Origin of the sequence: Verrucosispora sp. WMMD703 (genome assembly GCF_049178935.1) — a bacterium.
GTDB classification, from domain to species: Bacteria; Actinomycetota; Actinomycetes; order Mycobacteriales; family Micromonosporaceae; genus Micromonospora; species Micromonospora sediminimaris.
In genome coordinates this window covers 5879997-5906031 of the sequence record NZ_JBMHMM010000004.1, presented here as the reverse complement: position 1 = coordinate 5906031, position 26035 = coordinate 5879997, and the positions used below count along the sequence as shown (strand labels likewise).

At 71.9% G+C, this 26035-nt stretch carries 25 protein-coding genes; 14 read left to right on the top strand and 11 right to left on the bottom strand.

Annotated elements, in window-relative coordinates; all coding sequences use genetic code 11:
• The first annotated feature begins 157 nt into the window (after nucleotides 1-157).
• On the top strand, nucleotides 158-2071 hold the full coding sequence (glmS, locus tag ACN26Z_RS27365; RefSeq protein ID WP_093411444.1) for a glutamine--fructose-6-phosphate transaminase (isomerizing): 1914 nt from the start codon (nucleotides 158-160) through the stop codon (nucleotides 2069-2071).
• Nucleotides 2072-2116: 45 nt separating this feature from the next.
• On the opposite strand, the gene ACN26Z_RS27360 is transcribed toward glmS, so the two are convergent.
• Nucleotides 2117-3715 (bottom strand): alpha/beta hydrolase, encoded by a 1599-nt coding sequence (locus ACN26Z_RS27360; protein ID WP_282236860.1) that lies wholly within the window; start codon nucleotides 3713-3715, stop codon nucleotides 2117-2119.
• Entirely contained in the window at nucleotides 3712-4011 is a 300-nt protein-coding gene (locus tag ACN26Z_RS27355; RefSeq protein ID WP_282236861.1) for a type VII secretion target, read from the bottom strand. The genes ACN26Z_RS27360 and ACN26Z_RS27355 overlap by 4 nt, the downstream gene beginning before the upstream one ends.
• 192 nt (nucleotides 4012-4203) lie before the next feature.
• Between ACN26Z_RS27355 and ACN26Z_RS27350 the strand changes: the two genes are divergently transcribed.
• The 10 genes from ACN26Z_RS27350 to ACN26Z_RS27305 all read left to right on the top strand — a co-directional run bounded on the left by ACN26Z_RS27350 (nucleotide 4204) and on the right by ACN26Z_RS27305 (nucleotide 13238).
• On the top strand, nucleotides 4204-5673 hold the full coding sequence (locus tag ACN26Z_RS27350; RefSeq protein WP_421464015.1) for an NAD(P)H-hydrate dehydratase: 1470 nt from the start codon (nucleotides 4204-4206) through the stop codon (nucleotides 5671-5673).
• 41 nt (nucleotides 5674-5714) lie between these two features.
• Complete coding sequence (gene alr / locus ACN26Z_RS27345; protein WP_093411434.1) at nucleotides 5715-6833, top strand: alanine racemase; 1119 nt, start codon at nucleotides 5715-5717, stop codon at nucleotides 6831-6833.
• Nucleotides 6830-7933 carry an alpha/beta fold hydrolase gene (locus ACN26Z_RS27340; protein WP_282236864.1) on the top strand — a complete coding sequence of 368 codons (1104 nt, stop codon included), beginning with the start codon at nucleotides 6830-6832 and terminating at the stop codon, nucleotides 7931-7933. The genes alr and ACN26Z_RS27340 overlap by 4 nt, the downstream gene beginning before the upstream one ends.
• 5 nt (nucleotides 7934-7938) lie before the next feature.
• The gene (gene tsaE / locus ACN26Z_RS27335; RefSeq protein ID WP_093411481.1) at nucleotides 7939-8418 is read left to right on the top strand and encodes a tRNA (adenosine(37)-N6)-threonylcarbamoyltransferase complex ATPase subunit type 1 TsaE; all 480 of its coding nucleotides are present in this window, start codon (nucleotides 7939-7941) and stop codon (nucleotides 8416-8418) included.
• Between the two features lie 60 nt (nucleotides 8419-8478).
• Nucleotides 8479-9180, top strand: a complete 702-nt coding sequence (ung, locus tag ACN26Z_RS27330; protein ID WP_093411429.1) for a uracil-DNA glycosylase — start codon at nucleotides 8479-8481, stop codon at nucleotides 9178-9180.
• A 297-nt stretch (nucleotides 9181-9477) separates the two neighbouring features.
• Nucleotides 9478-10629 carry a glycoside hydrolase family 11 protein gene (locus tag ACN26Z_RS27325; RefSeq protein ID WP_396884795.1) on the top strand — a complete coding sequence of 384 codons (1152 nt, stop codon included), beginning with the start codon at nucleotides 9478-9480 and terminating at the stop codon, nucleotides 10627-10629.
• Between the two features lie 160 nt (nucleotides 10630-10789).
• Nucleotides 10790-11467, top strand: a complete 678-nt coding sequence (gene tsaB / locus ACN26Z_RS27320) for a tRNA (adenosine(37)-N6)-threonylcarbamoyltransferase complex dimerization subunit type 1 TsaB (protein ID WP_421464011.1) — start codon at nucleotides 10790-10792, stop codon at nucleotides 11465-11467.
• A 5-nt stretch (nucleotides 11468-11472) separates the two neighbouring features.
• The gene (rimI, locus tag ACN26Z_RS27315; protein WP_093405449.1) at nucleotides 11473-11916 is read left to right on the top strand and encodes a ribosomal protein S18-alanine N-acetyltransferase; all 444 of its coding nucleotides are present in this window, start codon (nucleotides 11473-11475) and stop codon (nucleotides 11914-11916) included.
• Between the two features lie 7 nt (nucleotides 11917-11923).
• Nucleotides 11924-12970, top strand: a complete 1047-nt coding sequence (tsaD, locus tag ACN26Z_RS27310) for a tRNA (adenosine(37)-N6)-threonylcarbamoyltransferase complex transferase subunit TsaD (protein WP_210936597.1) — start codon at nucleotides 11924-11926, stop codon at nucleotides 12968-12970.
• A 13-nt stretch (nucleotides 12971-12983) separates the two neighbouring features.
• On the top strand, nucleotides 12984-13238 hold the full coding sequence (locus ACN26Z_RS27305) for a hypothetical protein (protein ID WP_421464009.1): 255 nt from the start codon (nucleotides 12984-12986) through the stop codon (nucleotides 13236-13238).
• 22 nt (nucleotides 13239-13260) lie between these two features.
• Here the strand turns inward: ACN26Z_RS27305 and ACN26Z_RS27300 are convergent, their stop codons facing one another.
• From ACN26Z_RS27300 to ybaK, 7 genes are all read right to left on the bottom strand, one after another.
• Nucleotides 13261-14934, bottom strand: coding sequence for a copper resistance protein CopC (locus ACN26Z_RS27300; RefSeq protein ID WP_421464007.1), 1674 nt, complete (start codon nucleotides 14932-14934; stop codon nucleotides 13261-13263).
• A gap of 18 nt (nucleotides 14935-14952) precedes the next feature.
• Nucleotides 14953-15690: a DUF4142 domain-containing protein gene (locus tag ACN26Z_RS27295; RefSeq protein WP_093404904.1), complete on the bottom strand. Its 738-nt coding sequence runs from the start codon at nucleotides 15688-15690 to the stop codon at nucleotides 14953-14955.
• A 142-nt stretch (nucleotides 15691-15832) separates the two neighbouring features.
• Complete coding sequence (locus ACN26Z_RS27290) at nucleotides 15833-17014, bottom strand: ROK family transcriptional regulator (protein WP_093404906.1); 1182 nt, start codon at nucleotides 17012-17014, stop codon at nucleotides 15833-15835.
• Between the two features lie 28 nt (nucleotides 17015-17042).
• Entirely contained in the window at nucleotides 17043-18302 is a 1260-nt protein-coding gene (locus ACN26Z_RS27285; protein ID WP_093404909.1) for a sugar ABC transporter permease, read from the bottom strand.
• A complete protein-coding gene (locus ACN26Z_RS27280; RefSeq protein ID WP_210936605.1) occupies nucleotides 18299-19117 on the bottom strand; it encodes an ATP-binding cassette domain-containing protein in 819 nt (272 codons plus the stop codon). The genes ACN26Z_RS27285 and ACN26Z_RS27280 overlap by 4 nt, the downstream gene beginning before the upstream one ends.
• A gap of 103 nt (nucleotides 19118-19220) precedes the next feature.
• A complete protein-coding gene (locus ACN26Z_RS27275; protein WP_093404913.1) occupies nucleotides 19221-20315 on the bottom strand; it encodes a sugar ABC transporter substrate-binding protein in 1095 nt (364 codons plus the stop codon).
• A gap of 211 nt (nucleotides 20316-20526) precedes the next feature.
• A complete protein-coding gene (ybaK, locus tag ACN26Z_RS27270; protein ID WP_421464003.1) occupies nucleotides 20527-21006 on the bottom strand; it encodes a Cys-tRNA(Pro) deacylase in 480 nt (159 codons plus the stop codon).
• Between the two features lie 171 nt (nucleotides 21007-21177).
• Here ybaK and ACN26Z_RS27265 point away from each other — a divergent pair, with 171 nt between their 5' ends.
• Complete coding sequence (locus ACN26Z_RS27265; protein ID WP_421464001.1) at nucleotides 21178-22362, top strand: THUMP-like domain-containing protein; 1185 nt, start codon at nucleotides 21178-21180, stop codon at nucleotides 22360-22362.
• Between the two features lie 167 nt (nucleotides 22363-22529).
• Here the strand turns inward: ACN26Z_RS27265 and ACN26Z_RS27260 are convergent, their stop codons facing one another.
• Both ACN26Z_RS27260 and ACN26Z_RS27255 read right to left on the bottom strand, forming a co-directional pair.
• On the bottom strand, nucleotides 22530-22721 hold the full coding sequence (locus ACN26Z_RS27260) for a DUF397 domain-containing protein (protein ID WP_421463999.1): 192 nt from the start codon (nucleotides 22719-22721) through the stop codon (nucleotides 22530-22532).
• A complete protein-coding gene (locus ACN26Z_RS27255; protein ID WP_421463997.1) occupies nucleotides 22712-23512 on the bottom strand; it encodes a helix-turn-helix domain-containing protein in 801 nt (266 codons plus the stop codon). The genes ACN26Z_RS27260 and ACN26Z_RS27255 overlap by 10 nt, the downstream gene beginning before the upstream one ends.
• A 360-nt stretch (nucleotides 23513-23872) precedes the next feature.
• Here ACN26Z_RS27255 and groES point away from each other — a divergent pair, with 360 nt between their 5' ends.
• Together groES and groL are read left to right on the top strand one after the other, a co-directional pair.
• On the top strand, nucleotides 23873-24187 hold the full coding sequence (gene groES, locus ACN26Z_RS27250; protein WP_089155197.1) for a co-chaperone GroES: 315 nt from the start codon (nucleotides 23873-23875) through the stop codon (nucleotides 24185-24187).
• Between the two features lie 76 nt (nucleotides 24188-24263).
• Nucleotides 24264-25913 carry a chaperonin GroEL gene (gene groL, locus ACN26Z_RS27245; RefSeq protein WP_421463995.1) on the top strand — a complete coding sequence of 550 codons (1650 nt, stop codon included), beginning with the start codon at nucleotides 24264-24266 and terminating at the stop codon, nucleotides 25911-25913.
• Nucleotides 25914-26035 lie beyond the last annotated feature (122 nt).

The window sequence follows — 26035 nt, the reverse complement described above, 5'->3', positions numbered from 1 at the left end:
GCCCGTCAGGGTACGGGTGCGACGAGCCGAACCGCCCGCCACCCGAGCGCGTGCTTTGTCGCTCCGATCGCCACCATCGCCAGATCGCTCAAATTCAGTGATTGTTTACCCCGGTTTCAAGCAGACAACGTGAGCGAAACTGGTTAGGCTCCGAGCCATGTGTGGAATCGTGGGTTACGCCGGCGCCCGACCGGCGCTCGGCATCGTGCTCGACGGATTGCGGCGGCTGGAATACCGCGGCTACGACTCGGCCGGCGTCGCCGTCGTCTGCGACGGGGCGCTGCTGACCGAGAAGAAGGCCGGCAAGCTGGCCAACCTGGAGAAGGTGCTCTCCGAGCGGGCGGCCGAGGATCCGGCCGGCTGCGGCGCCAGCCCGATCGGCATCGGCGACGGCACCACCGGCATCGGACACACCCGATGGGCCACCCACGGCGGCCCCACCGACCGCAACGCCCACCCGCACCTGTCCCCCGACGGGCGGGTCGCGGTGATCCACAACGGCATCATCGAGAACTTCGCCAAGCTCCGAGCCGAGCTGGAGGACGAGGGCGTCACCTTCACCAGCGACACCGACACCGAGTGCGCCGCCCACCTGCTCTCCGCAGCCCTGACCGAGCTGCGGGCGGCGGGCCAGCCGGACGGGCCGCAACTGCTGACCGCGGCCATGCGGGTGGTCTGCCAGCGACTGGAGGGCGCCTTCACGCTGCTCGCCGTCGACTCGGCGATCCCCGGCGCGGTGGTCGGCGCACGCCGCAACTCACCCCTGGTCGTGGGCCGCGGCGACGGAGAGAACTACCTCGCCAGCGACGTCGCCGCGTTCATCGAACACACCCGGGACGCGGTCGAGCTGGGTCAGGACCAGATCGTGCTGATCACCGCCGAGAGCATCGAGATCACCGACTTCGAGGGGCAGCCGGCCAGCGGCAAGGACTTCCACATCGACTGGGACTCCTCGGCCGCCGAGAAGGGCGGCTACGACTGGTTCATGCTCAAGGAGATCGAGGAGCAGCCGCAGGCCGTCGCCGACACGCTGCTCGGACGGTTGACCGAGAGCGGCGAGATCATGCTCGACGAGGTCCGCCTCAGCGACCAGGATCTGCGCGACGTCGACAAGATCTTCATCGTCGCCTGCGGCACCTCCTACCACGCCGGGATGGTGGCCAAGTACGCCATCGAGCACTGGACCCGGATTCCCTGCGAGGTGGAGCTGGCCAGCGAGTTCCGCTACCGCGACCCGGTGCTGGACCGGTCCACCCTGATCGTGGTGATCTCGCAGTCCGGCGAGACAATGGACACCCTGATGGCGCTGCGGCACGCCAAGGAGCAGAAGGCCCGGGTGCTGGCCATCTGCAACACCAACGGCTCCACCATCCCCCGGGAGTCCGACGCGGTGCTCTACACCCACGGCGGCCCGGAGATCGCCGTCGCCTCCACCAAGGCGTTCCTCACCCAGGTGATCGCCTGCTACCTGATCGGGCTGCACCTGGCGCAGGTGCGCGGCGTCAAGTACGCCGACGAGGTGGCGGCTGTGGTCGAGCAGCTCCACCGGGTGCCGGACAAGCTGCGCGAGCTGCTCGGGCGGATCGAGCCGGTCCGCGAGCTGGCCCGCGAGCTGCGCGCCGAGTCGACGGTGCTGTTCATCGGCCGGCACGTCGGCTACCCGGTGGCGCTGGAGGGCGCGCTGAAGCTCAAGGAGTTGGCGTACATGCACGCCGAGGGCTTCGCCGCGGGGGAGCTGAAGCACGGCCCGATCTCGCTCATCGACAAGGGCACCCCGGTGATCTGCATCGTCCCCTCTCCGGTGGGCCGGGGCATGCTGCACGACAAGGTCGTCTCGAACATCCAGGAGGTACGCGCGCGGGGCGCCCGCACCATCGTCATCGCCGAGGAGGGCGACGAATCGGTGGTCCGCTACGCCGATCACCTGATCCACGTGCCGCGTACGCCGACGCTGCTCGCACCGCTGGTGACCACCGTGCCGTTGCAGGTGTTCGCGGCCGAGATCGCCGCTGCCCGGGGACACGACGTCGACCAGCCGCGCAACCTGGCCAAGTCCGTCACCGTGGAGTAGCCGCCGGGCGGCAACCGGCGGTCGACCCGGCCGCCGGTACCGACCTCAGCGCCCCAGCATCACCCGGGCCATGCCGTCCAGCGCCGGATTGTCCGGATGCCAGTAGCCGGTGTGGCCGTACCTGCCGCTGGGGAAGGTGCGGCCGCCGAAGCCCGGCTCGGCCGGGTCGTGCCCGAACCACAGTTCGTCGCTCGGCCCGGCCAGCCAGCCGGCGATGGTGCCGACCGGCGAGGCACCGAGCACCGCCCGCCGGGCCAGTTCGTCCGGCGGGCGGGTCAGCCGGATCACGTCGTCCGGTGCGGTGCTGGCCCACACCTGCCCGGGTGGCAACCCCAGGTCGGCCGCGTGCGTCACGCCGACGCCGGGTGAGCCGACGAAGACCAGCGCGTCGGCGGCGAGGCCGTGGTCGCGAGCAGCGGTGCCCACCACCAGCGACCCGTAGCTGTGCCCGAGCACGGTCTGCCGGGCCGGCGGGCCGTCGTGGGTGGCCCGGAGACCCTCCTGGAACCGGTGCAGCGCCTCCCCGGCCGCGCGGGCCTGCCCGTCCCAGGCCGCCTCGTGCAGGAAATCCGGGGCGTCGTAACCCAGCCAGAGCACCGCCGAGGTCTGCGCAGCCGGTGCCAGCTCGGCACCCCGGGCCAGCACCCGGGCCGCCCGGCCCAACTCGCCGGTGGCGTCGTCGAGCCCGGCGGTCATCCCGGGTACGTAGGTGAGCACATCCGTGGCCCGGTCGGGGTTGCCCAGCGCCACCACCGCCCGCCCCTCGCCACCGACGTCCAGGCCCAGCAGGTACGCCCGTGGCTGCTGGGGGGACTCCAGCCGGGCGACGAGCGCGTCCAGCCCGGACAGCGCGGCCTCGGCGCTTCGCAGCCCGGCCACTTCCAGCGGGCCGCGCGGCACCCGGGCCAGCAACTGCTCCCACCGTTCGACAAGCGCCGCTCGCCGGGCCGCGAGCAGTAGCCGGTTGGCCTGGTCACGGGCATCGGCGGGCACCCCGTCGAGCCGGCCGGTCAGCTCCGGCTCGTGCACCACCAACCAGCGACGCTCGGCCGGGGTCAGCCCGGCCCACCAGCGCCGCACCAGAGCCGGCTCGGCGTTCGGCGGTGGCCGGTACGACGGTGGCCGGGCCGTCCAGCCGCTACCGGCGGCCTCGGTCAGCCGCGCCAGCCGCGTCGTGGCCTCCCCGTCGGCCGTGGCGGCCAGGTCGAGGGCCTCCCGCAGGACCGTGGCCACCTGGGCCACCGTCGCGCCGGTGCGGTCGGACGGCAGCCGGGTGGGATCGGGGCGTACGCCACCCCGGCGGTCGATCAGCACACCGCTGGCGGCGGCCAACGTCACGGCCGCCGTCAGCCGAGCGCGGGCGGCCACCAACCGGGTGGCGAACTCGGCGAGCACCTGATCGGTCTCGATCGCGGCCGGTACCAGCGCGACCAGCTCGTCGCGCAGCCCGGTCAGCCGGGCACCGGCCGACTCGGCGGCACTGCCGGACCAGCCGGTGCGCAGGGCGGCGCTGCCGTCGACGAGCTCACCGGCCCGCCGCTCGGCCACCCCGGCCAGACTCGCCCAGGCCGATCCGGTGGCCCGCCACGCCGCCGGGTCGACCATGGAGAGCCGGGCGTAACCGACAGGCCCCGGTGCGCTCATCGGGGCAGGGCGGAGAGGCGGGCGGCGGCCCTGGCGTCCACCGACTCGTACGCCCCGGCGGCGGCGCGCACCCCGTCGCCGGTCTCCGCGACCCGGGCACCGAGCCGGCCGCACCAGGCGTGCACGGCCGCCTCCAGGCCGGCGAGCGCCCCCGCCGTCGACCATTCCCCCCGGACCGGTGCGGCCAGCCCTCGCCCGGCGGCCAACCCGTGCGCCAGCCGGTAGCCGGTGTCACCCAGCGACCGCCCGACCCGGTGCAGCAGTTCCGGCCGTACGGCCAGCTTCTCCTCGGCCATCGTTCCTCCCGCCTGACGTCAGCACGAGGCAGACGCTAGGCGGTGGTGGGGCCGGTGGCCGTGCCCTGTGGACAGCCGGCGGTGGGCGTACCTCCGGTTTGTCCACAGGTGTTGCCGGGCACGCCGCCGACGGCTATCTTGCCGCCTCCACGCCGGTAGGGTTGGCCGGGTGATCGGGAAACGGGGTGCGGCATGAGACCGGTCTGGCGGGTCGCGGACGTACGCGCGGCGGAGGCCGCGCTGATGGCCACGGTGCCGCCCGGCACGCTGATGCAACGCGCCGCCGCCGGGCTGGCCCGCCGCTGCGCGCTGCTGCTCGCCGAGCGGGGCGGGGTGTACGCCGCGCCGGTGCTGCTGCTCGTCGGCTCCGGCGACAACGGCGGTGACACCCTGTACGCGGGCGCCCGGCTGGCCCGGCGCGGTGCCGCCGTGTCGGCGTTGCTGCTCACCCCGGATCGGGCGCACGGCGAAGGGCTGGCCGCGCTCCGTGCCGCCGGGGGACGGATCGTGACGCGACCGCCGGCCGTGGTCGACGTGGTGCTCGACGGGATCGTCGGCATCGGCGGTCGCGGTGGCCTGCGGGAGACCGCCGAGCAGTTGGCGGCGAGTCTGCTGCGGCACCGGGGACGGGACGGCGAGCGGGCGACGGTCGTGGCGGTGGACGTGCCCAGCGGCGTAGCGGTGGACACCGGGGCGGTGCCGTTGACGCCGTCCGGCCGTCCGAATGCGGTGCGCGCCGACGTGACGGTGGCCTTCGGCGCGTTCAAGCCGGCCCTGGCGGTCGGTCCCGCCGCCGCGTTGGCCGGTGACGTGGAACTTGTCGACATCGGGTTGGCGCCGTGGCTGCGCGGCAGCCCCGCATTGCACGTCGTGGAGTGGTCGGACGTGGCCGACTGGTACCCGAGGCTCGGCCCCAGCTCGGAGAAGTACACCCGCGGGGTGGTCGGGGTGGCCACCGGCTCCGCGACGTACCCGGGCGCGGCGGTGCTCTCCGTCGGCGGCGCGCTGGCCGGCCCGACCGGCCTGGTCCGCTACGCCGGGGGTGCCCGCGACGAGGTGGTCCGCCAGCATCCCTCGGTGATCGCCACCGGCCGGGTCTCCGACGCCGGCCGGGTACAGGCGTGGGTGTGTGGGTCGGGGCTGGGCACCGACGAGCGGGCGGCCACCGAGCTACGGACCGTGCTCGCCGCCCCGGTGCCGGTGGTGCTGGACGCCGACGCGTTGACCCTGCTGGTCGACGGTTCCCTCGCCGACCAGCTGCGCCGACGCGACGCGCCGATCGTGGTCACCCCGCACGATCGGGAGTTCACCCGGCTCTGCGGGGAGGAGCCGGGCGCCGACCGGATCGCCGCCACGCTTCGACTGGCCGCCTGGATGAACGCGGTGGTGCTGCTCAAGGGGGACCGCACGGTGGTCGGCACGCCGGACGGGCGGGCGTACGTCAACCCGACCGGCACCCCCGCACTGGCCACCGGTGGCACCGGCGATGTGCTCGCCGGACTGCTCGGTTCGTTGCTCGCGGCCGGGCTGCCGGCGGAGCGGGCCGCCGCCGCGGCGGCGTACCTGCACGGGCTGGCCGGTCGGGAAGCGGCCCGGGGCGGCCCGGTGACCGCGCCGGACGTCGCCGTCGCGCTGCGTCCCGTGCTGGCCCGTCTGCCCTGAGTACCCGCCGGGGTGATCAGCCCGGAAAGTAGGGTGGGGGCATGTGGCAGGCCGAGGTACGTGTCGACCTAGACGCGATCCGGGAGAACGTGGACCGGCTGCGCGCCGGCACCAGCGCGGAACTGATGGCGGTGGTGAAGGGCGACGGTTACGGCCACGGCATGGTCCCGGCCGCCCGGGCCGCGCTCGACGCCGGGGCGGACTGGCTCGGCGTCTGCACCCTGGACGAGGCGCTGACGCTGCGCGCGGCCGGCATCGACGTCCCGGTGCTGGCCTGGCTGCTCGCCCCCGGGCTGCCGCTGCACACCGGCGTGACCGCCGGCGTCGACCTGGGAGTGGCCAGCCTGCCTCAGCTCGACGAGATGCTGGCGGCGAGCCGGACGGCCGGGCGACCCGCCCGACTGCACCTGAAGATCGACACCGGGCTGGCCCGGGGTGGCGCGACGGTCGCCGACTGGCCGGCTCTGCTCGACGCCGCCGCCAAGGCACAGGCCGACGGACTTGTCGAGGTGGTGGGGGTGTGGAGCCACTTCGTCTACGCGGACCTGCCCGGTCACCCGACCACGGACCGGCAGGTGGCGGTCTTCCACGAGGGGCTGGCCATGGTCGAGCGGGCCGGGCTCCGCCCGCGCTACCGGCACCTGGCCAACTCGGCGGCCACGCTGACCCGGCCGGACACCCACTTCGACCTGGTCCGTCCGGGGCTGGCCGTCTACGGCCTCTCCCCGGTGGCGGGCGAGACGTACGGGCTGCGTCCGGCGATGACCGCCCGCGCCCGGGTGATGCTGACCAAGCGGGTGCCGGCCGGTGCTGGCGTCTCCTACGGCCACACCTACACGACCGAACGCGAGGCCAACCTGGCCGTGGTACCGCTCGGCTACGCCGACGGGGTGCCCCGGCACGCCTCGAACTGCGGACCGGTGCAGCTCGGCGGGGTCCGCCGGACCATTTCGGGGCGGGTCTGCATGGACCAGTTCGTGCTCGACTGCGGCGACGACCCGGTGGCCGCCGGCGACGTGGCGACCCTGTTCGGCAGCGGGTCCGACGGTGAGCCCACGGCCGACGACTGGGCCGAGGCGGTCGGCACCATCAACTACGAGATCGTCACCCGGTTCGGCAGCACCCGGGTCCCGCGCGTCTACGACGGCGATCGGACATGACCGGTTGGCAGATCCCGCGGCCCCGGACCACCGCCGGAAAGGCCGCCGGTCTGGTCGGTGCGGCGCTGGGGGTGGCCGCCGCCGGGCTGGCCGCCGGGGTCGCCACGGAACGCGCCCTGGTCCGCCGGCTGAAGTCGGACCCCACCGACCCGTACGCCGACGAGGTCTTCGGTGACCAGCGGTACGACGAGGCGTACCGGCTGGAGATGCCAGACGGCACCGACATCCACGTCGAGGTGGTCGAGCCGACCCGCCCGGTCGACGGCAACCCGACCGTGCTGCTGGTGCACGGCTTCTGCCTGGACATGGGCACCTTCCACTTCCAGCGCAAACTGCTCGCCGAGCGGGGTGAGCACCGGATCGTCGCGTACGACCAACCGGGGCACGGCCAGTCGGGGCGGCTGGAGACCGGCGAGTACGACCTGACCGCGCTCGGCCGTACGCTGCGCCGGGTGATCGACGAGGCGGCCCCGGAAGGGCCACTGGTGCTCGTCGGTCACTCGATGGGTGGCATGACCATCATGGCCCTGGCCGAGCTGTACCCGGAGATGTTCGGCGACCGGGTGGTGGGGACCGTGCTGATGGCCACGTCGGGCGGGCTGCTGGCAGAGACGAAACTGGTCGCGCCCGCCCTGCTCGGCCGGGTGGGTGCGCCGGTGCTCTACATGGCGGGCAACGTCACCCGGTACGGCGGGGCGGTCATCGACCGGGCCCGCCGCTCGACGACGAACGTGGCCTGGTTGCTGACCCGAAGGTACGGCTTCGGCACCCGTCAGCCGAGCCCCGCCCTGGTGTCGTATGTGGAGGAGATGAACTCCCGCACCTCCGCCGACACGGTGACCCGTTACCTGCGTACCCTGGCGACCCACTCCCGGTTCCCGGCGCTGGCCGCGTTGGCCGGCACGCCGGTGCTGGTGATCGTGGGAGACAAGGACATGATCACACCGTTGACCCACTCGGAGGAGATCGTCCGTCGGCTGCCGCACGCCGAGTTCGTCAGGATCCCCGACAGCGGTCACGTGGTGATGCTGGAGCACGCCGACGAGGTCAACGCCGCGGTGCTCCGCTTCCTCGACACCTGCGGGCGGGAGGACTCGTGACCGAGGTGGTGCTGCCGACGGTCGCGGACACGTACGCCTTCGGACGCCGGCTGGCCGGGCTGCTGCGCGCCGGCGATCTGGTGCTGCTCACCGGCCCGCTGGGTGCCGGCAAGACCGCGCTGACCCGGGGGATCGGCGCCGGCCTGGGAGTGCTCGGTGACATCACCTCCCCGACGTTCGTGATCGCCCGGGTGCACCGCCCGGACCCGACGAGCGGGCGAGGTGTGTCGCTTGTGCACGCCGACGCGTACCGGTTGGGTGACGCGGGCGACCCCCGGGCCGAGATCGACGACCTCGACCTGGACGCTTCGGTCGACGACTCGGTGACCGTGGTCGAGTGGGGCGAAGGACTGGTCGAGCAACTGGCCGATGCGCATCTGCGGGTCCGTCTGCACCGGCACGACGACGACACCCGCACGGCGGAGCTGGAGCCGGTCGGCGGCGACTGGGCGGAGCGCCTGGCGGCCCTCGCCGCCCTGGGCTGAGCGCTGTCGTACCCGCTGCCTACAGTGCCCGGAGACGATCCGACCGGTGAGAGGTTGCCGATGCCCGACGACACCCCTGCTCTCGACCTGCTGGCGCTCCTCCCCGACGAGTGGCGGGCGGTGCTGACCCCTCATCTCGACCCGGCCCGGGTGTCCGCGTTGAGCGCGTTCGTCGCCGCGGAGTACGCCGCCGGCCCGGTCTTCCCGCCGGTAGAGGATCTGTTCTCGGCCTATCGGCTCTGTGCACCGTCGGCCTGTCGGGTGTTGATCCTCGGGCAGGATCCCTACCACCGCGCCGGCCAGGCCCACGGGCTCAGCTTCAGCGTGCGCGAGGGGGTGTCGGTGCCGCCGTCGCTGCGCAACGTCTTCAAGGAGCTGGGCGAGGATCTGGGCATGCCGAAGCCGCGCAGCGGCAACCTCGACGGCTGGGCGGCGCAGGGTGTGCTGCTGCTCAACTCGGTGCTGACCGTGCGCCAGGGCACCCCCGGGTCGCACGCCAACCGGGGCTGGGAGGAGTTCACCGACGCGACCATCCGGGCACTCGACGCGCTGGAGTCCCGAGTGGTCTTTCTCCTCTGGGGCGGGTACGCGCGCAAGAAGGCGGCGCTCGTCGGCAACCCACAGCACGTGGTGCTGGAGGCGGGCCATCCGAGCCCGATGAATCCGCGTGGTTTCCTCGGCAGCCGGCCGTTCAGCGCCGCCAACAAGGCCCTCGCCGACGCCGGCCTGTCCACCATCGACTGGGAGCGCTCGGCCGGCTGAGCCGCCGTACGCTCCCTCCACGTCGTCCGCACGTACCAGGCGGTGGTACCCGCCTGGCTGGTCGGTGGGGCCGGTCGGACGAGGGTTCTTGACTGACGTCGTAGTTGCGATAACGATATCAAAATATCGATGTCGGCTTACGTCTTCAGTCTGGGGGGTCAGCGACGACGCGAAGCAGCAGTGGAGCACCCACCCGACCGACAGTTCGGCAATTCGTACAACCATGGCGCGACATCGACGTGCGGTGACCGTCCCCTCGACCGCACGCACCCCGCCTCGAAGGAGAAACACACCACCATGAACGAAATCCCCACACACCGTAAGAGTCGCCGACGCGGCCGCATCAGGATGCTGGCTGCCGCGGCCTTCGCCGCAGTGTTGGCCACCACCGGCACCGTCGCGATCTCGGCCAGCCCCGCCCAGGCCGAGGCCGACCGGCAGGTCTGCTCGAACACGGAAGGTACCCACAACGGGTTCTTCTTCTCGTTCTGGAAGGACAGCGGCGACGCCTGCATGGTGTTGCGCGAGAACGGCCGCTACTCCAGCTCGTGGAGCAGGAGCACCAACAACTGGGTCGGTGGCAAGGGCTGGAACCCGGGAACCCGCCGCACGATCAGCTACTCGGGTAGCTACAACCCGGGTAACAACAACAGCTACCTCGCCCTGTACGGCTGGACCCGTAACCCGCTCGTGGAGTACTACATCGTCGAGAACTTCGGCAGCTACAACCCGAGCAGCGGGGCCACCCGGCTGGGCAGCATCACCACCGACGGTGGCACCTACGACATCCTGCGTAGCCAGCGGGTCAACGCCCCGTCGATCGACGGCACCCAGACGTTCTACCAGTACTGGAGCGTCCGGCAGCAGAAGCGCAGCAGCGGGACCATCACCACCGCCAACCACTTCGACGCCTGGGCGCGGGTTGGCCTGAACCTCGGTAACCACTACTACCAGATCATGGCCACCGAGGGTTACCAGAGCCAGGGAAGTTCGGACATCACCCTCTCGGAAGGCGGCACCCCCGGCCCCGGCCCGACCAACCCGACCACCCCGCCGCCCAGTGGCGGTTCCGGCCAGATGATCGTCGGTCAGCAGTCCGGCCGGTGCCTGGACGTGCCGAACTCCAGCACCAGCAACGGTACCCAGATCCAGTTGTACGACTGCTGGGGTGGCTCGAACCAGCGGTTCACCCACACCTCGAGCAGGCAGCTCACGGTGAACGGCAAGTGCCTGGACGCCTCGAATTCGGGCACCAGCAACGGCACAGCGGTGATCATCTACGACTGCCACGGCGGTGCGAACCAGCAGTGGAACATGAACTCCAACGGCACGATCACCGGAGTGCAGTCGGGGTTGTGCCTCGACGCCGGTGGCAGCGGTAACGGCGCGAGAATCCAGCTGTACAGCTGCTGGGGTGGAGCAAACCAGCAGTGGAGCCGCCGCAACTGATCCATCGCAACTGATCCATCGGACAGGGGCCAGGCGCTCACGGGCCTGGCCCCTGTCTCCGCTCATCGTCATGGGCGTGGTGCGCCCGAGCGCTACGACCCGCCGGCGATGGCGGGCGGGCGTTCAAGGGCCGGAGGCGATGCGGCTAGGCTGGGTCATTGTGCTCGTACTGGTGGTGGACAGCTCGACCCCGGCGGTGACCGCGGCGCTCGTCGAGGTCACCGCGAGTGGCGTCACGACCCGGGCGCACCGGTGCACCGTCGACGCGCGGGCGCACGGCGAACTGCTCGCCCCGCAGGTCGACGCGGTGCTCGCCGACGCGGACGCCCGTCCCGCCGACCTGCACGCGATCGTCGCCGGGGTCGGCCCCGGCCCGTTCACCGGGCTGCGGGTGGGCCTGGTCACCGCCGCCACCATGTCGCAGGTGCTCGGCATTCCCGCGTACGGTGTCTGCTCGCTCGACGCGATCGGGCACCCGGCGGCGGCCGGCGAGCCGGTGCTGGCGGCGAGCGACGCGCGCCGGCGGGAGACCTACTGGGCGGTCTACGACGGCGCGGGCGAGCGTCTCCTCGGGCCGGAGGTCGGCGCTCCGGCGGTGGCCGCCGATCGGGCCCGGGAACTGGGCGCGACCGCCGCCGTCGGTGACGGTGCCCATCGCTACGCCGAGGTGCTGGGCCTGCCGCTGCGGGCCGAACCCCGCTATCCGGACGCGGGCGCGCTGGCCACCCTGGCCGCCGAGCGGATCCGGGCCGGCGCGGCGGGTGACCCGCTCACCCCGCTCTACCTGCGCCGACCGGACGCGGTGGCCGCCACCGCGCGCAAGCCGGTGCTGCCGTGAGCCGGTTGCGGCCGGCCCGGTTCCGCTGGTGGCACATCGACGAGGTGCTGCCGATCGAGGCGGATCTCTTCGGTGCCGAGCAGTGGTCCGCGGCGATGTTCTGGAACGAGTTGTCCCACGGGCATTTCTACCGGGTGGTCACCGACGACGACGGCGGGGTGCTCGGCTACGCCGGGCTCGCCGTCGCACCGCCCGACGAGGCGTGGGTGCAGAACATCGCGGTCCGGCGGGAGGCGCAGCGCCGGGGCATCGGCAAACTGCTGCTGGAGGCGCTGCTCGCCGAGGCTGGTCGGCTCGGCGTACGCGCCGTGCTGCTGGAGGTCGCCGCCGACAACGCCCCGGCCCAACGGCTCTACGCGACGTACGGGTTCGAGCCGATCGGCGTACGGCGCGGCTACTACCAACCGAGCAACACCGACGCGCTGGTGATGCAGCGCACCCAGGACTGAGAAATCCATGGCTGACGAACCACTGATCCTCGGCATCGAGACCTCGTGCGACGAGACCGGCGTCGGTGTCGTACGCGGCCACACGTTGCTCGCCGACGCGCTCGCGTCCAGTGTGGACCAGCATGCCCGGTTCGGTGGGGTGGTGCCGGAGGTGGCCAGCCGGGCGCACCTGGAGGCCATCGTGCCGACCATGCAGCGGGCACTCACCGAGGCCGGGGTGACGCTCGCCGACGTGGATGCGATCGCGGTCACCGCCGGGCCGGGCCTGGCCGGGGCGCTGCTGGTCGGGGTGGCCGCCGCCAAGGGGTACGCGATCGCCGCGGAGAAACCGGTCTACGGCGTCAACCATCTCGCCGCGCACGTCGCGGTGGACACGCTGGAGCACGGTCCGCTGCCCGAACCGGCGATCGCGCTGCTGGTCTCCGGTGGTCATTCGTCGCTGCTCCTGGTCGACGACCTGGCCCGGGGCGTGACCCCGTTGGGCGCCACCATCGACGATGCGGCCGGCGAGGCGTTCGACAAGGTGGCCCGCCTGCTCGGTCTGCCGTTCCCCGGTGGGCCGTACATCGACCGGGAGGCCCGGGCCGGTGACCCGGCGGCGATCGCCTTCCCGCGTGGACTGACCGCCGCCAAGGATCTCGTCGCGCACCGCCACGACTTCTCCTTCTCCGGGTTGAAGACCGCGGTGGCGCGGTGGGTGGAGGCTCGCCAGCGGGCCGGCGAACCGGTTCCGGTCGCGGACGTCGCCGCGTCCTTTCAGGAGGCGGTCTGCGACGTGCTGGTGAACAAGGCGCTGGACGCCTGCCGTAGCCGGGGCGTGCCGACCCTGGTGATCGGTGGGGGAGTGGCGGCCAACTCACGGTTGCGGGCGATGGCCGAGCAGCGGGCGGCCCGGCACGGCATCCGGGTCCGCGTGCCCCGGCCGGGCCTCTGCACGGACAACGGCGCGATGGTGGCGGCCCTCGGCTCGCACCTGGTCGCCTCGGGTGTCGCGCCCAGCCGGCTCGATCTGCCCGCGGATTCGGCCATGCCGCTGACCACTGTCAGCGTCTGAGGAGGACGGCGACGTGATCGTACGGATGTGGGAGGCGCGGGCGGAGCCGTACGCGCTCGCCGACCTGATCACCTGGGTCTGCGACAGCGCGCTGCCCGAGTTCGAGCACGACCCGCTGCACGTGTCCAGCGAGGTCTTCTCCTCCACCGACCACCGGGTCGTGGTGATCTCCAAATGGCGCAGCAGCCCTCGACCGCTGCCCGACCCGCCGGTGATGCTGCTCGCCCGGGCACCGCACTCCTGGGACTTCACCCAGGTCGACCGCTGAGGCGTCGTCGGGCCAGGGCAGGTCAGCGGATGGTCACCGTGGTGGTGGCGGTGGAACGGTCGATCTCGCTGGTCCGGGCGCTGACCCGCAATGTCCAGTCACCGGCGACCGGGAAGTGGATCTCGGCGCTGCCGTGGTGCGGTTCCAGCGCGAAGACCTCGACGGTGATCGGCTCGATGCCGGCCTCCGGCAGGGCGGCGGTGACCGTCCACTCCGCCACCGGCAACTCCTTCGCCTGCGGCGTGTAGACGTACGCGTGCAGGCTGTTCGCGGTGCCGGCGACCGCCGGGTAGATGTCGAACTGCAGGGTGAACAGGTCGGTGGTGAGCGACTGCGCGACACCCTCCCGGTTCACCCCGTCGGCCGCCGTACCGACGGAACGGCCCGGCGGTGTCTGCACCAGCACCGCCGTCAGCGCCAGCACCACCGCGGTCACGGCGAGTTCCACGCCGGCCGCCCGAGCGATCCAGCGGGGACGGGCCGCCGCGCCCCGCCGCCTGATCAACCGGCGTTGCCCGGCCGCCACCGCCAGCACCCCGGCCAGCAGCGCCGCCTTGGCCAGCAGCAGGCGGCCGTAGGTGCTGCCCCACAGGGCCGAGAGGCGGCCGAGTTCGATCACGGCCTGCCCGAGCCCGGCGGCGACCAGCCAGGCCACCGCGAGGGTGGCCAGCCGGGACCAGGCCGGCAGGATCCGGGCGAGCACCCGCTCGTGCGTGCCTCGCAGCAGGAACACGGTAAGCGCGAACAGTCCACCCAACCAGGCGGTCACCCCGGCGACGTGCAGGGTGCCCAGCGCGATGCTCACCGGCGGCAACGGCGAGGCGACCGGATGCCCGGCCAGTGGCCAGGTGACGAACCCCGCCACTCCGATCACCGCCAGTGCCGCACCGCGTACCCGGCTGGCGAGGCCCCGACCTGTCGACGAGCGCTCACCAGCGCCCCGCAGCACCGCCGGCAGCAGGGCCGCCGCCAAGCCGACCAGCGCCAGCCGGGTGGCCAGCACCACTCCGACGTCGCTGTCCGCCACGGTCCGCAGGTCGGCCGGGGAGAGCTGGCCGACCGGCGCACCGACCACCTGGGCCGCCTGCCCGACCCAGGTGCCGAGCGTGCCGGCGGCGACGAGGCCGAGCCCGCACAGCGCGGTGGCCGTGGCAGCCCGACGGGAGCGACGGCGGGGCCACATGGTGGCCACGAGCAGCGGCGGGCCGACCGCCAGGAGCAGCCCGAGATACCCGAGGTACTTGGCGGCCGGCACCAGCACCCCGGCCGGTGACTCGGACTCCGCCAGGGCCGGCTCGGGCGGGGTCGCCGACGGTGCCCCGGCGGCGAAGGTGAAGCTGCCCGCGACCGGGTGACTGTCCGCCGAGATGACGCGGTAACTGACCAGGTAGGTGCCGAGTGGACGGTCCGAGGGCCGCAGGGCGATCCGGATGGTCCGGTCCCGGACCTCGGGTTCGCCGACGTTTATCCGCTTGCCGTCCGGGGCGAGGACCTGCACCCGGCCGGGGACCACGGCGATGGTCTCGCTGAAGGTCACCAGCACTTCGCGCGGCGCGTACCCGAGCACCTCGTCGCGCTGCGGGGTGGTGGCTACCACCACGGCGTGCGCCGCCGCTGGGCCGGCGGGACCCAGGGCGGCGCACAGTGCGGTGAGGACCAGCCCGAGCAGGGCGCCGGCTCGGGTACGAACGGTCATCGAAGCGGGTGGCGGCGGTCAGCTGCGACGGAACATGCGGTACGTGAGGAAGCCGCCGGTACCGAGGGCACCGAGGAAGATCGCCCAGATGAGCGTGTTGCTGACCCCGATCTGCGGGCCGGTGTTGGCCTGCGCGGCGGCGAGCAGTCCGTCGTTGCCGGGGGCCGGCAGCGCGGCGGGCGGCAGCTCGGCGTACCGGACCAGGCCGGTGCTCTCCAACATCCGCATGTGGTCACCGACGAAGGTGTTGGCCGAGTTGGCCAGGTCCCGGATCACCTCGTTGCGGGTGCTGGCCCGGACCGCGCCGATCACCGGGAAGATCTTGCCGTGAGCGACCCGGAGTCGGGTGACGAAGATCTGGTCGAAGCGGGCGCCACGGGCGTCCTTCATCTCGGTGAGCCAGCCCTGCTGTTCGGCGGTCGGCGCGTTGGGGATGACGGCGCTCAGCTTGTTGGCCGCCTCCACGGTGATCCGGTCGAGCTCCTCGTGCTGCCGGGCGATTTCGGCGCCCACCTCGCGGACCACCTGCGAGCTGCCCTTTTCGGCGGCCATCTGCCCGGCTGGCATCTCCCAGAGCCCGGCCAGCCGCACCCCGTCGAGCAGGGCCTGGTCGGCGGCGGCGAGTTGCTGAGCGGCGGGCGCGGCCAGGGCCACACCGGGCAGGACGACGAGGGCTGCGACGATCGTGGTGAGCAGCACCGCCAAGCGACGGGACCGGTTGCCCTGCCGGCGACGAGCGGAATCCAGCGGTGCCATGTCTGCGACGCCTCCTCGGACGAGAACGATCGTTGAGCGATGGACGTCCGCACCCCGTCGGCCGTCCGCAACCTGGTACGGATTGTTCGGCCGATCAGTTCATCGGTTGGCGAAACCGGCTCGCGAAATACGGAACTGGAGATCAGTTGACGTCGAGCGGGTCGGCCAGCAGCCGGTCGAAGGCGAGTTCGGCCGCGCCGACCAGGGGAGCGTCCTCACCGAGCTTCGGCGTACGCAACCGGACGTGTTCAAGGCAGGCCGGCAGCCCGTTGGAGTTGAGCCGGCTGCGCACCTGGGCGGCGGCGGCCAGATAGAGGTCGCGCATGGTGCCGCCGAAGATGACCATTTCCGGGTTGAAGATGTTGACCAGGTTGGCGACACCGAAGCCGAGCCAGTCGCCGGCCTGGCGTACCGCGATCTGGGCCTGGGCGTCGCCGCGGTCGGCGGCGTCGAAGACCGCCAGCATCGCCTCCCGGCCCCGGGCGTCGGAGCGGCCGGCGGCCCGGAGCAGCCCGTGCTCGCCGATCTCGGTCTCCCAGCAGCCCCGGTTGCCGCACTCGCAGCGGGCCCCGTCGCGGACCACCACCATGTGCCCCACCTCGCCGCTGTAACCGCCGTGCCCGGTCAGCCGCCGGCCTGCGGCGATGATCCCGGCACCGACGCCGACGTCGCCGTAGAGGTAGATGACGTTGTCGCAGCCCGCCGCCGCGCCACGGGCGTGCTCGGCGAAGGCCGCCACGTCGGCCACGTTCCCGACCGTGACCGGCACGTCGACCCCGAGTTCGGTGCCGAGCGCGGTGCCGATCGGTTCGTCCACCCACCCGGTGGTGGGTCCGAGCCGGACCAGGCCGTCGTCGCGACGGACCATCCCGCAGACCGCCACTCCGGCACCGACGCAGACGGCGTCCTCCGGCATCGCCTGCCGCATCTCCTTGACCGCGCCGGCCAGCAGTGGAGCGGCCTCCGCGGCGGTGAGACCGCGTGGGCGGTCCAGCTCCCGGCGGTCGAGCACCGCGCCGCCGAGCCCGACCCGCGCGGCCCGCAGCCGGTCTACCTCGATGCTGTACGCGTACGCGAAGACCCGGTCCGACTCGGGCCGGACGACAAGCGACGGTCGTCCGGCCCGGCCGGTTTCCTTCGGCGCCCCCTCAGTCACCAGGCCGGCCGCGGCGAGGTCGGCGGTGAGCGCGCCGATGGTGCTCCGGTTCAACCCCAGTGCGGTGGTCAGTTCCGCACGCGTGGTGGCACCGTGCACGTGCACGTAGCGCAACAGGGCACCGAGATTCTGCCGACGAATCTCGTCCTGGCTCGGTCCCACGCGCATCGGTTGTGACTACCTTCGGTGCAGCGGATCAGCGGCTGCCGCTGGCGGCGGCTCGTCGGCGCGACAGCGCGTCGACGCTGGCCGCCAGGAGCAGCACCACGCCGGTGACCACGTACTTGACGCCGGAGCTGTAACCCATCAGACCCATGCCGTTGTCGATCACCGCGACCACCGCGCCGCCGAGTACCGCGTCCAGCACCCGGCCCTTGCCGCCGAAGAGGCTGGTGCCACCGATCACGGCCGCGCCCACGGCGTAGAGCAGCACGTTGCTGCCGCCGGTGTTCGGGTCGACGGAGTTGGCCCGGCTGGCGGCGACGATGCCGCCGACGGCGGCCATGGTGGAGCAGATGACGAAGACCGAGATGCGGATCCGGTCCACGTTGATGCCGGCCCGGCGGGCGGCTTCCTTGTTGCCGCCGACCGCGTAGATGTGCCGCCCGTAGCTGGTGCGATGGAGCACGAAGGTGCCGATGATGAGCAGCACGGCGATGATCGGCACCACGATCGGCACGCCCTTGAGCGAGCTGATCAGCACGTTGCGGCTGCGCTCCAGGTTGAGCATGTAGACCGCGAGGCCGAGGATGACGGCCAGCCCGCCGATCCGGGCGAGCACCACCGCCATCGGGTCGGTGACCAGGCCACGTGCGGCGCGGTTGCGGTAGCGCAGCAGCTGGACGGCGGCGTACCCGGCGACGGCCACGGCGGCGAGCGCCCAGCCGAGCAGCGGTGGCAGGTTGCGGTTGGCGATCGCCACCAGCACCGAGTCGCGCACCGAGATGTTGCGGCCTTCCTCCATGAGCAGCAGCACCACGCCCTGGAAGGCCAGGAAGCCGGCCAGGGTGACCACGAAGGACGGAATGCCGATCTTGGCGACCAGGAGGCCGAGGATCGTACCGATCACCATGCCGGTGAGCACGGCGGCGGCCACCGCGACGTACCAGGGATAGCCGAGCACGGTGACCACGTTTGCCAGCACCGCCGCGCAGACGCCGCTGGCGAAGCCGGCCGACAGGTCGATCTCACCCAGCAGCAGGACGAAGACCAGACCCATCGCGATCAGGGTGACCGCCGCGCCCTGGGTGAACAGGTTGGCGAAGTTCCCGGCGCTGAGGAACGAGGGCCGCAGGATCGAGAAGACCGTGCAGAGGACGAGCAGGCCGAGGACGGCGGGGAGGGCGCCGATGTCGCCACCGCGTACCCGTCGCCAGTAGTCGCGGACGTGGCTGCCGACGGAGGGTGTCGACGTGACGGCGGCCGGCCCCTCCTGCTTGACGGCGGTGGTGCTCATGAGACGCCTCCCGTGGTGCTGCCGGCCGGCGCCGCGCCGTTGCCGTTGGTGGCCGGGTCGCCGGTGAGTCCGAGCCCGCCGGAGCGACCGGCGGTGATCAGCTCGACCACCTGCGCATGAGTGATGTCGGTGGTCTTCACCTGAGCGACCATCTGGCCGAGGTAGAGCGCGGCGATCCGGTCGGAGACGGCGAAGACGTCGTTCATGTTGTGCGAGATGAGCACGACGGCCAGACCGTTGTCGGCCAGCCGCCGGACCAGTTCGAGCACCTGGGCGGTCTGCGCGACGCCGAGCGCGGCGGTCGGCTCGTCCAGGATCACCAGCTTGCTGTTCCAGAGCACGGCCTTGGCGATCGCCACCGTCTGGCGCTGGCCGCCGGAGAGGCTGGAGACGAGCTGGCGCAGCGACTTGACGGTGCGTACGGAGAGCCCGGCGAGGGTGTCGGCCGCCATCTGTTCCATCGTCGGCTCGTCGAGGACGATGCCGCTGCGCTTCTCGCGGCCGAGGAACATGTTCTGCACGATGTCGAGGTTGTCGCAGAGCGCGAGGTCCTGGTAGACGACCTCGATGCCGAGCGCCGCGGCGTCGCGTGGGCTGTGGATGTTCACCGGCCGGCCGTCGAAGACGAACTGCCCGGCGTCGGTCGGGTAGATGCCGCTGATGCACTTGACCAGGGTCGACTTGCCGGCGCCGTTGTCACCGACGAGCGCGGTGACCTCGCCCGGGTAGGCGGCGAAGGCGACATCGCGTAGAACCTGGACGGGACCGAAACTCTTGTCGATCCCGCGTAGCTCCAGCAGAGGGGTCGCGGACACGGGGTTCTCCTTTGTCACGGAGGGAGATCGGGGCCCGTCCAGCGGCGGCACGCCGCCCGGCACGGGGTTACCGTGCCGGGCGGCGCCGCCTAGGCGGGTGAGGTCAGCTGATGCCCGCTTCGGTGCAGAGCGCGGCGAAGTTGCCGGTGCAGACCTCTTCCTTGGTCACGAAACCGTCGGCGATGACGTCCTTGACGTTCTCCTTGTAGATCGCCTGCGGGGTGAGCAGGACGGCGGGGACGTCACGGTTGCCCTCGGGGTCCTTGACGGTCTGGCCGGTCTCCTTGCGCTCGCCCTTGGCCAGCGCGATGGCCAGCTCGGCGGCGGCGTCGGCCTCCTGCTTGACGGCCTTGTAGACGGTCATGCACTGGTCACCGGCGAGGATGTTCTGCAGGCCCTGCGTGGTGGCGTCCTGGCCGGTCACCGGAACCTTGCCGTTGAGCTTGTTCTTCTTCAGCACCGAGATGGCGGCGTTGCCGAGGCCGTCGTTCGCGGCCAGCACACCGTCGATCTTGCCGCCGGTCTGGGTGAGCATCTGCTCGAAGATCGTGGCGGCCTGGGCGTTGTCCCAGTCCGGCACGGACTGGTCCGGGCCCTTGACGTACTCGTTGGCGTCGAACTTGGGCTTGAGGATCGAGTCGTAGCCGTTCTTGAACAGGGTGGCGTTGTTGTCGGTCGGCGACCCGTTCAGGTACGCCACGACCGGCTTCTCCGCCTTCTGGTCGGTCAGGCACTTGGCCAGGCCCTCGCCCTGGAGCTTGCCGACGGCCTCGTTGTCGAAGCTGACGTAGTACTCCGCCGAGCCGCCGAGGGTGAGGCGGTCGTAGTCGATGGTGGCGACGCCCTGCGACTTGGCCTTGTCGAGGACGGCCTTGCCGGTGCCGGAGTCCAGGTTCACGATCATCAGCGCGGTGACGCCGCTCGTGATCATCTGGTCGGCGATGGTCTGGAACTGGGTCTTGTCACCCTGGGCGTTCTGGATGTCGTATTCGACGCCGGCAGCTTCGAACGCGGCTTGGAGGAACTTGCGGTCGGCGCCCTCCCAACGGGCGGAGGACTTGCTGTCCGGCAGGATCACGCCGATCTTCGGGGTCACGTCGGAGCCGGCCTGGTCGCCGCCGGACTCGTCGCCACAGGCCGTCAGGCTGCCGAGGGCCAGCAGGCCCACGGTGCCGACGGCGAGGAAGCCCTTGCGCATGTGCAGGGTCCTTTCGAGGGTGGGGAAGGGTGTCGGTGTTTTGTTTTGTTGTGTCCGGCAACGTATTCCGCGCCACACGCCAGCACAAGGGTGGGCCGGTCACGAGTTTGTTGTCGGCGGTAACAATTCAGCAACGCCAGCGACACCTCGCCGCCACCGTGCCTGCGACGACCCTGGTGTCCGGGTCGCCGGTCGGTGGATACGGGTCGGGTCAGGGGCTCGAAAGCGGGGCGAACCGGGCGTCAGTGAGGGCGGCCAGGTCGGCCGGGGCCAGCTCCACCTGGAGCCCCCGGCGGCCGGCCGAGACGTACACCGTCGGATGCGTCAGGGCGGAGACGTCGAGGACCGTGGGCAGCCGTCGCCGCTGGCCCAGTGGGCTGATCCCGCCGCGTACGTAACCGGTGGCCCGCTCGGCCGTCGCCCGCTCGGCCAACGTGGCCCGCTTGCCGCCCACCGCTGCCGCGAGCGCCTTGAGGTCGAGATCGCCGGTGACCGGCACCACCGCCACCGTCAGCGCCCCGTCGACCTCGGTGACCAGGGTCTTGAAGACCCGCTCCGGCGCCACCGCCAGCGCGGCGGCGACCAGCGCGCCATAGTTGGGCTCATCAGGCGAGACGTCGTACGGATGGGTGCGATGGTCGACCTTCCGCTTGGTCAGCAGCGCGGTCGCCGGGGTGCCACGTCCCGCCATGCCCGCCAACGTAGCCCCGACCGGCTGACCGAAGGGCCCAACATGCCGCAAGTCGCGCCTTCCGGCCGACGTGAGGGCCCAGGATGCCGCAAGTCGCGACCGGCATGCCCGGCGAGAGGCCGGCCTGGGCCTCGGGCGGGGCAGGTGGGGGCGGGGCGGAAGAATAGGCGGGTGGATCTGGAGCAGTTCGCCGCGTTGCGTACGCCCGAGGGGTCGGCCGCGCTCGACGCGGCGGCCGGGGTGGCCGGCGGTGATCCGCTGGCCGCGGCGGTGGCGCTGCGCTCGGCCGGGGTGCCCGGCGGGCTCGCGGCGGCGGCGCTGACCCAGGCCGAGCTGCGCCGCCGGGCGGTCGGCAAGTTCGGGCCGGCGGCGGTCGGCATGTTCTTCACCCGGCCGGGGCTGGAACAGGCCACCCGCCGGGTCGTCGCCGACCGGCGGGCCCGGCGGCTGCGGGCGGCCGGGGTGCGCACACTTGCCGACCTGGGCTGCGGGCTGGGCGCCGACGCGCTCGCCGCCGCCCGCGCCGGCATCCGGGTGTACGCGGTGGAAGCCGACCCGCTCACCGCTGCGCTGGCCGAGGCGAACGTCCAGGCCGCCGGGCTGGCCGACCTGGTCACCGTCGAGTGTGGCGACGCGACGGCGTTCGACGTGACAGGGGTCGAGGCGGTCTTCTGCGACCCGGCCCGACGCCGGGCCGGCACCGGTCGCCGGATCTTCGACCCGAACTCGTACTCACCGCCGTGGGACTTCGTGACCGGCCTTGCCGAACGGGTGCCGCGCACGGTGGTGAAGGTCGCGCCGGGGATCGACCACGCGCTGATCCCGCCCGGCGCGGAGGCAGAGTGGGTGAGCGTCGACGGCGACCTGGTCGAGGCGGCCCTCTGGTGCGGCGAACTGGCCGAGGTCTCCCGCCGGGCCACCGTGCTGACTGGCGAGTCGGTGCACCGGTTCGCGGGGTCGGGCACCCACGAGGCGCCGGTCGGGGCGGTACGGCGCTTCGTGTACGACCCCGATCCGGCGGTGGTGCGCGCACACCTGATCGCCGAGCTGGCTGCCGACCTGGACGCCACCCTCGCCGACCCGACCATCGCCTACCTCTACGCCGACACGGCCCGGCGCACGCCGTACGCCCGCTGCCTGGAGGTGACCGACGTGCTGCCGTTCTCCCTCAAGCGGCTGCGGGCGCTGCTGCGGGAACGGCGGGTCGGCCGGGTGGAGATCCTCAAGCGCGGCTCCGCGCTGGAGCCCGAACGGCTCCGGCGCGACCTGCGGCTGGTCGGCGACCAGCCGGCGAGCCTGGTGCTCACCCGGGTCGCCACCGCCCCGACGGTCCTGGTCTGCCGCCCGGTGGCCTGAACCCCGCCCCGCTGGCCGGGCCGCTCATGTGCAGCCGGCGGACGCGGGTTGCGGCATCCTGGCTGTCAGCTCGGCGGGAGACCGCGTCATGCCGCAACTCGCGGACCCCAGCGCGGGAGGGCTGGGACCGGGTCGGCGCAAAAGGGGGAGCGCCGGGTCGGGGTTGGTCAGCGGGTGGGGGCGTGGGGGGCGATGAAGGCGCGCCAGGCAGCGGGGGTGAAGGCGAGCGCCGGGCCGGCCGGGTCTTTGCTGTCGCGTACGGCGACCACGCCGGGCAGGTTGTCGGCGACCTCGACGCAGGCGCCGCCATTCTGATTGCTGCGGGAGGACTTGCGCCAGGCGGCGCGGGTCAGGTCCATGACTTCGCCACTTCCTCGATCAGGCGGGCGGACTGCCGGTGTGGCAGCGCCTCACCGGCCACAGTCTCCCAACGCCGCCCCAGGCTGGCAAGGTCGTTCGGGCTGTCCACTGTGTGCCCCCGGAGCTGGTTGTCCAGGTGGGCCACCTCGGTGCCGTCAGCCAGCCGGGCCAGCACGAACGGCCCGGCAAGCCCGCCGTACCACGGGGTCTCGGCCGGGATGATCCGCACCTGGACATGCGGGCGGTCACTGACGGCCAGCAGGTGTTCCAACTGCTCGCGCATGGTCGCGCGCTCGCCGACCTGCCGGCGCAGCACCTGCTCGTCGAGCACCGCGACGAGCTGCGGTGGCTCCTCGCGGGCGAGCACCTCCTGCCGGGTCATCCGGGCCAGCACCCGCTTCTCGATCTGCTCGTCGGTCAGCGGTGGACCGGCCCGGAGCATCGCCCGTGCGTACGCCTCGGTCTGGAGCAGGCCCGGCACCACGGCCGGGTCGTACCAGCGCAGCGCGACCGCCTCCCGCTCGATCTCGCCCCACGGCCGGAACCAGTCCGGCTCGGCGTGCAGCCGGATCAGCTCCAGCATCCCGATGAAGAGGCCGCCGGTCTCCAGCACCCTGTCGAACCGGGCCAGGTAGTCGGCGCTGAGCTGGTTCGGGCCGATCTCCATCGCGCTCACCGCCGACGTGGAGTAGTTGATCATTTTGCTCAGCTCCTCCTGGCTGAGCCCGCGCACCTTGCGCGCCCGGCGCAACTGGTCGCGCAGGAACCCCAGGGTTGGTACGTCCGCCATGTGCCTGCCCTCCGTGACGTGGTCGCGCCGGAGAGTAAGGGGCGGTCGCCGGGCGAGGAAGAGACTGTCGGCGTGTTGCGGTAAACGCTGGCGAACGACGCCGGAAGAGTTGGTAAAAAGTGGCGGAGGGGCGGCGACACGAGGGTGGTGGATTGGCACTCTCCTTGACGGAGTGCTAGCCGAGGAATAACCTGCGATTAGCACTCTCACCCTGAGGGTGCCAACCTTCGGGCCCTGGTGTCCGGGGGTTGAACGCCAGGCGGACCGGCACCCGCGACGACGGCCCCGCCCGGTGGCATGTGGCAGATTGACGCCGGTCGGCATGCCGATCGGCAACGAAACCAAGTACCCCAGGAGGGTATGCCCGTGACTACCGCGACCAAGGTTGCGATCAAGCCGCTCGAGGACCGCATCGTGGTCCAGGCGAACGAGGCCGAGACCACCACCGCCTCGGGCATCGTGATCCCCGACACCGCCAAGGAGAAGCCGCAGGAGGGCACCGTCCTCGCTGTCGGCCCGGGCCGGATCGACGACAAGGGCAACCGCGTGCCGATCGACGTCTCCGTCGGCGACACCGTTCTCTACTCGAAGTACGGCGGCACCGAGGTCAAGTACGCCGGCGAGGAGTACCTGGTGCTCTCCGCCCGCGACGTCCTCGCGGTCATCGAGAAGTAAGTAAGACAGACCGATCAGTGTCGTTGCCCCGGTCCGGCTCGCCGGGCCGGGGCGACGTCGCTTCGAAGGGACATTCATGGCGAAGATCCTGAGCTTCTCGGACGACGCCCGGCACCTGCTGGAGCACGGTGTCAACGCGCTCGCTGACGCGGTCAAGGTCACCCTCGGGCCGCGCGGGCGCAACGTCGTCCTCGACAAGAAATTCGGTGCGCCGACGATCACCAACGATGGCGTGACCATCGCCAAGGAGATCGAGCTCACCAACCCGTACGAGAACCTCGGCGCGCAGCTGGTCAAGGAGGTGGCGACCAAGACCAACGACGTCGCCGGCGACGGGACCACCACCGCGACCGTGCTCGCCCAGGCCATGGTCCGCGAGGGCCTGCGCAACGTCACCGCGGGCGCCAACCCGGCCGGCCTCAAGCGGGGCATCGACGCCGCCGCCACCAAGGTCTCCGAGGCGCTGCTCGGCAAGGCCGTCGAGGTCTCCGACAAGAAGTCGGTCGCGCACGTCGCGACGATCTCGGCGCAGGACGCCACCATCGGCGAGCTGATCGCCGAGGCGATGGAGAAGGTCGGCCGCGACGGTGTGATCACCGTCGAGGAAGGCTCCGCCCTGCACACCGAGCTGGACGTCACCGAGGGCCTCCAGTTCGACAAGGGCTTCATCTCGCCGAACTTCGTCACCGACGCGGAGTCGCAGGAGTCCGTCCTGGAGGACGCGTACATCCTGATCACCACGCAGAAGATCTCCGCGATCGAGGAGCTGCTGCCGCTGCTGGAGAAGGTTCTCCAGAACAACAAGCCGCTGCTCATCATCGCCGAGGACGTCGAGGGTCAGGCGCTGTCCACCCTGGTGGTCAACGCCATCCGCAAGACCATCAAGGTCTGCGCGGTCAAGGCACCCGGTTTCGGCGACCGCCGCAAGGCGATGCTCCAGGACATGGCGATCCTCACCGGCGCCGAGCTGGTCGCCCCGGAACTGGGCTACAAGCTCGACCAGGTCGGCCTGGAGGTGCTGGGCAGCGCCCGGCGCATCGTGGTCGACAAGGAGAACACCACGATCGTCGAGGGCGGCGGCCAGGCCAGCGAGGTGGCTGACCGGGTCGCGCAGATCCGCAAGGAGATCGAGGCCTCGGACTCCGAGTGGGACCGGGAGAAGCTCGCCGAGCGGCTGGCCAAGCTCTCCGGCGGTGTCGCGGTGGTCAAGGTCGGCGCGGCCACCGAGGTCGAGATGAAGGAGCGCAAGCACCGCATCGAGGACGCCATCGCCGCGACCAAGGCCGCGGTCGAGGAGGGTACGGTGCCCGGCGGCGGTGCCGCCCTGGCGCAGATCCTGTCGGTGCTCGACGACGACCTCGGCTTCACCGGCGACGAGAAGGTCGGCGTGTCGATCGTGCGTAAGGCGCTTGTCGAGCCGCTGCGCTGGATCGCCCAGAACGCCGGCCACGACGGCTACGTCGTCGTGCAGAAGGTCTCCGGCAGCGACTGGGGCCACGGCCTCGACGCCGCCGTCGGCGAGTACGTCGACCTGACCAAGGCCGGCATCATCGACCCGGTCAAGGTGACCCGCAACGCGGTCACCAACGCCGCGTCGATCGCCGGTCTGCTGCTCACCACCGAGAGCCTCGTGGTGGAGAAGCCGGCTGAGCCGGAGCCTGCCGCGGGTGGCCACGGCCACTCGCACGGCCACGGTCACAGCCACCAGCACGGCCCCGGCTTCTGAGCCTGCCGTACGCCGAACGTGGGGCGCACCGTCGACGAGACGGTGCGCCCCACGCGCATGAGCGGGACCGGCCTACCGGTGACGAGAGGTTACGGAACGCTGTCGTCGACTACCGGACCGTC

Bases quoted from the DNA above. Each gene is read 5' to 3' on its own strand.
- ACN26Z_RS27355 (WP_282236861.1), bottom strand. From the start codon at position 4,011: ATGGCCGAGGAGAAGCTGGCCGTACGGCCGGAACTGCTGCACCGGGTC.
- glmS (WP_093411444.1), top strand. From the start codon at position 158: ATGTGTGGAATCGTGGGTTACGCCGGCGCCCGACCGGCGCTCGGCATC.
- ung (WP_093411429.1), top strand. From the start codon at position 8,479: ATGCCCGACGACACCCCTGCTCTCGACCTGCTGGCGCTCCTCCCCGAC.
- tsaD (WP_210936597.1), top strand. From the start codon at position 11,924: ATGGCTGACGAACCACTGATCCTCGGCATCGAGACCTCGTGCGACGAG.
- ACN26Z_RS27360 (WP_282236860.1), bottom strand. From the start codon at position 3,715: ATGAGCGCACCGGGGCCTGTCGGTTACGCCCGGCTCTCCATGGTCGAC.
- ACN26Z_RS27255 (WP_421463997.1), bottom strand. From the start codon at position 23,512: ATGGCGGACGTACCAACCCTGGGGTTCCTGCGCGACCAGTTGCGCCGG.
- ACN26Z_RS27325 (WP_396884795.1), top strand. From the start codon at position 9,478: ATGAACGAAATCCCCACACACCGTAAGAGTCGCCGACGCGGCCGCATC.
- ACN26Z_RS27350 (WP_421464015.1), top strand. From the start codon at position 4,204: ATGAGACCGGTCTGGCGGGTCGCGGACGTACGCGCGGCGGAGGCCGCG.
- ACN26Z_RS27290 (WP_093404906.1), bottom strand. From the start codon at position 17,014: ATGCGCGTGGGACCGAGCCAGGACGAGATTCGTCGGCAGAATCTCGGT.
- ACN26Z_RS27260 (WP_421463999.1), bottom strand. From the start codon at position 22,721: ATGGACCTGACCCGCGCCGCCTGGCGCAAGTCCTCCCGCAGCAATCAG.
- ACN26Z_RS27340 (WP_282236864.1), top strand. From the start codon at position 6,830: ATGACCGGTTGGCAGATCCCGCGGCCCCGGACCACCGCCGGAAAGGCC.
- ACN26Z_RS27275 (WP_093404913.1), bottom strand. From the start codon at position 20,315: ATGCGCAAGGGCTTCCTCGCCGTCGGCACCGTGGGCCTGCTGGCCCTC.
- groL (WP_421463995.1), top strand. From the start codon at position 24,264: ATGGCGAAGATCCTGAGCTTCTCGGACGACGCCCGGCACCTGCTGGAG.
- ACN26Z_RS27285 (WP_093404909.1), bottom strand. From the start codon at position 18,302: ATGAGCACCACCGCCGTCAAGCAGGAGGGGCCGGCCGCCGTCACGTCG.
- ybaK (WP_421464003.1), bottom strand. From the start codon at position 21,006: ATGGCGGGACGTGGCACCCCGGCGACCGCGCTGCTGACCAAGCGGAAG.
- ACN26Z_RS27300 (WP_421464007.1), bottom strand. From the start codon at position 14,934: ATGACCGTTCGTACCCGAGCCGGCGCCCTGCTCGGGCTGGTCCTCACC.
- groES (WP_089155197.1), top strand. From the start codon at position 23,873: ATGCCCGTGACTACCGCGACCAAGGTTGCGATCAAGCCGCTCGAGGAC.
- ACN26Z_RS27295 (WP_093404904.1), bottom strand. From the start codon at position 15,690: ATGGCACCGCTGGATTCCGCTCGTCGCCGGCAGGGCAACCGGTCCCGT.
- alr (WP_093411434.1), top strand. From the start codon at position 5,715: ATGTGGCAGGCCGAGGTACGTGTCGACCTAGACGCGATCCGGGAGAAC.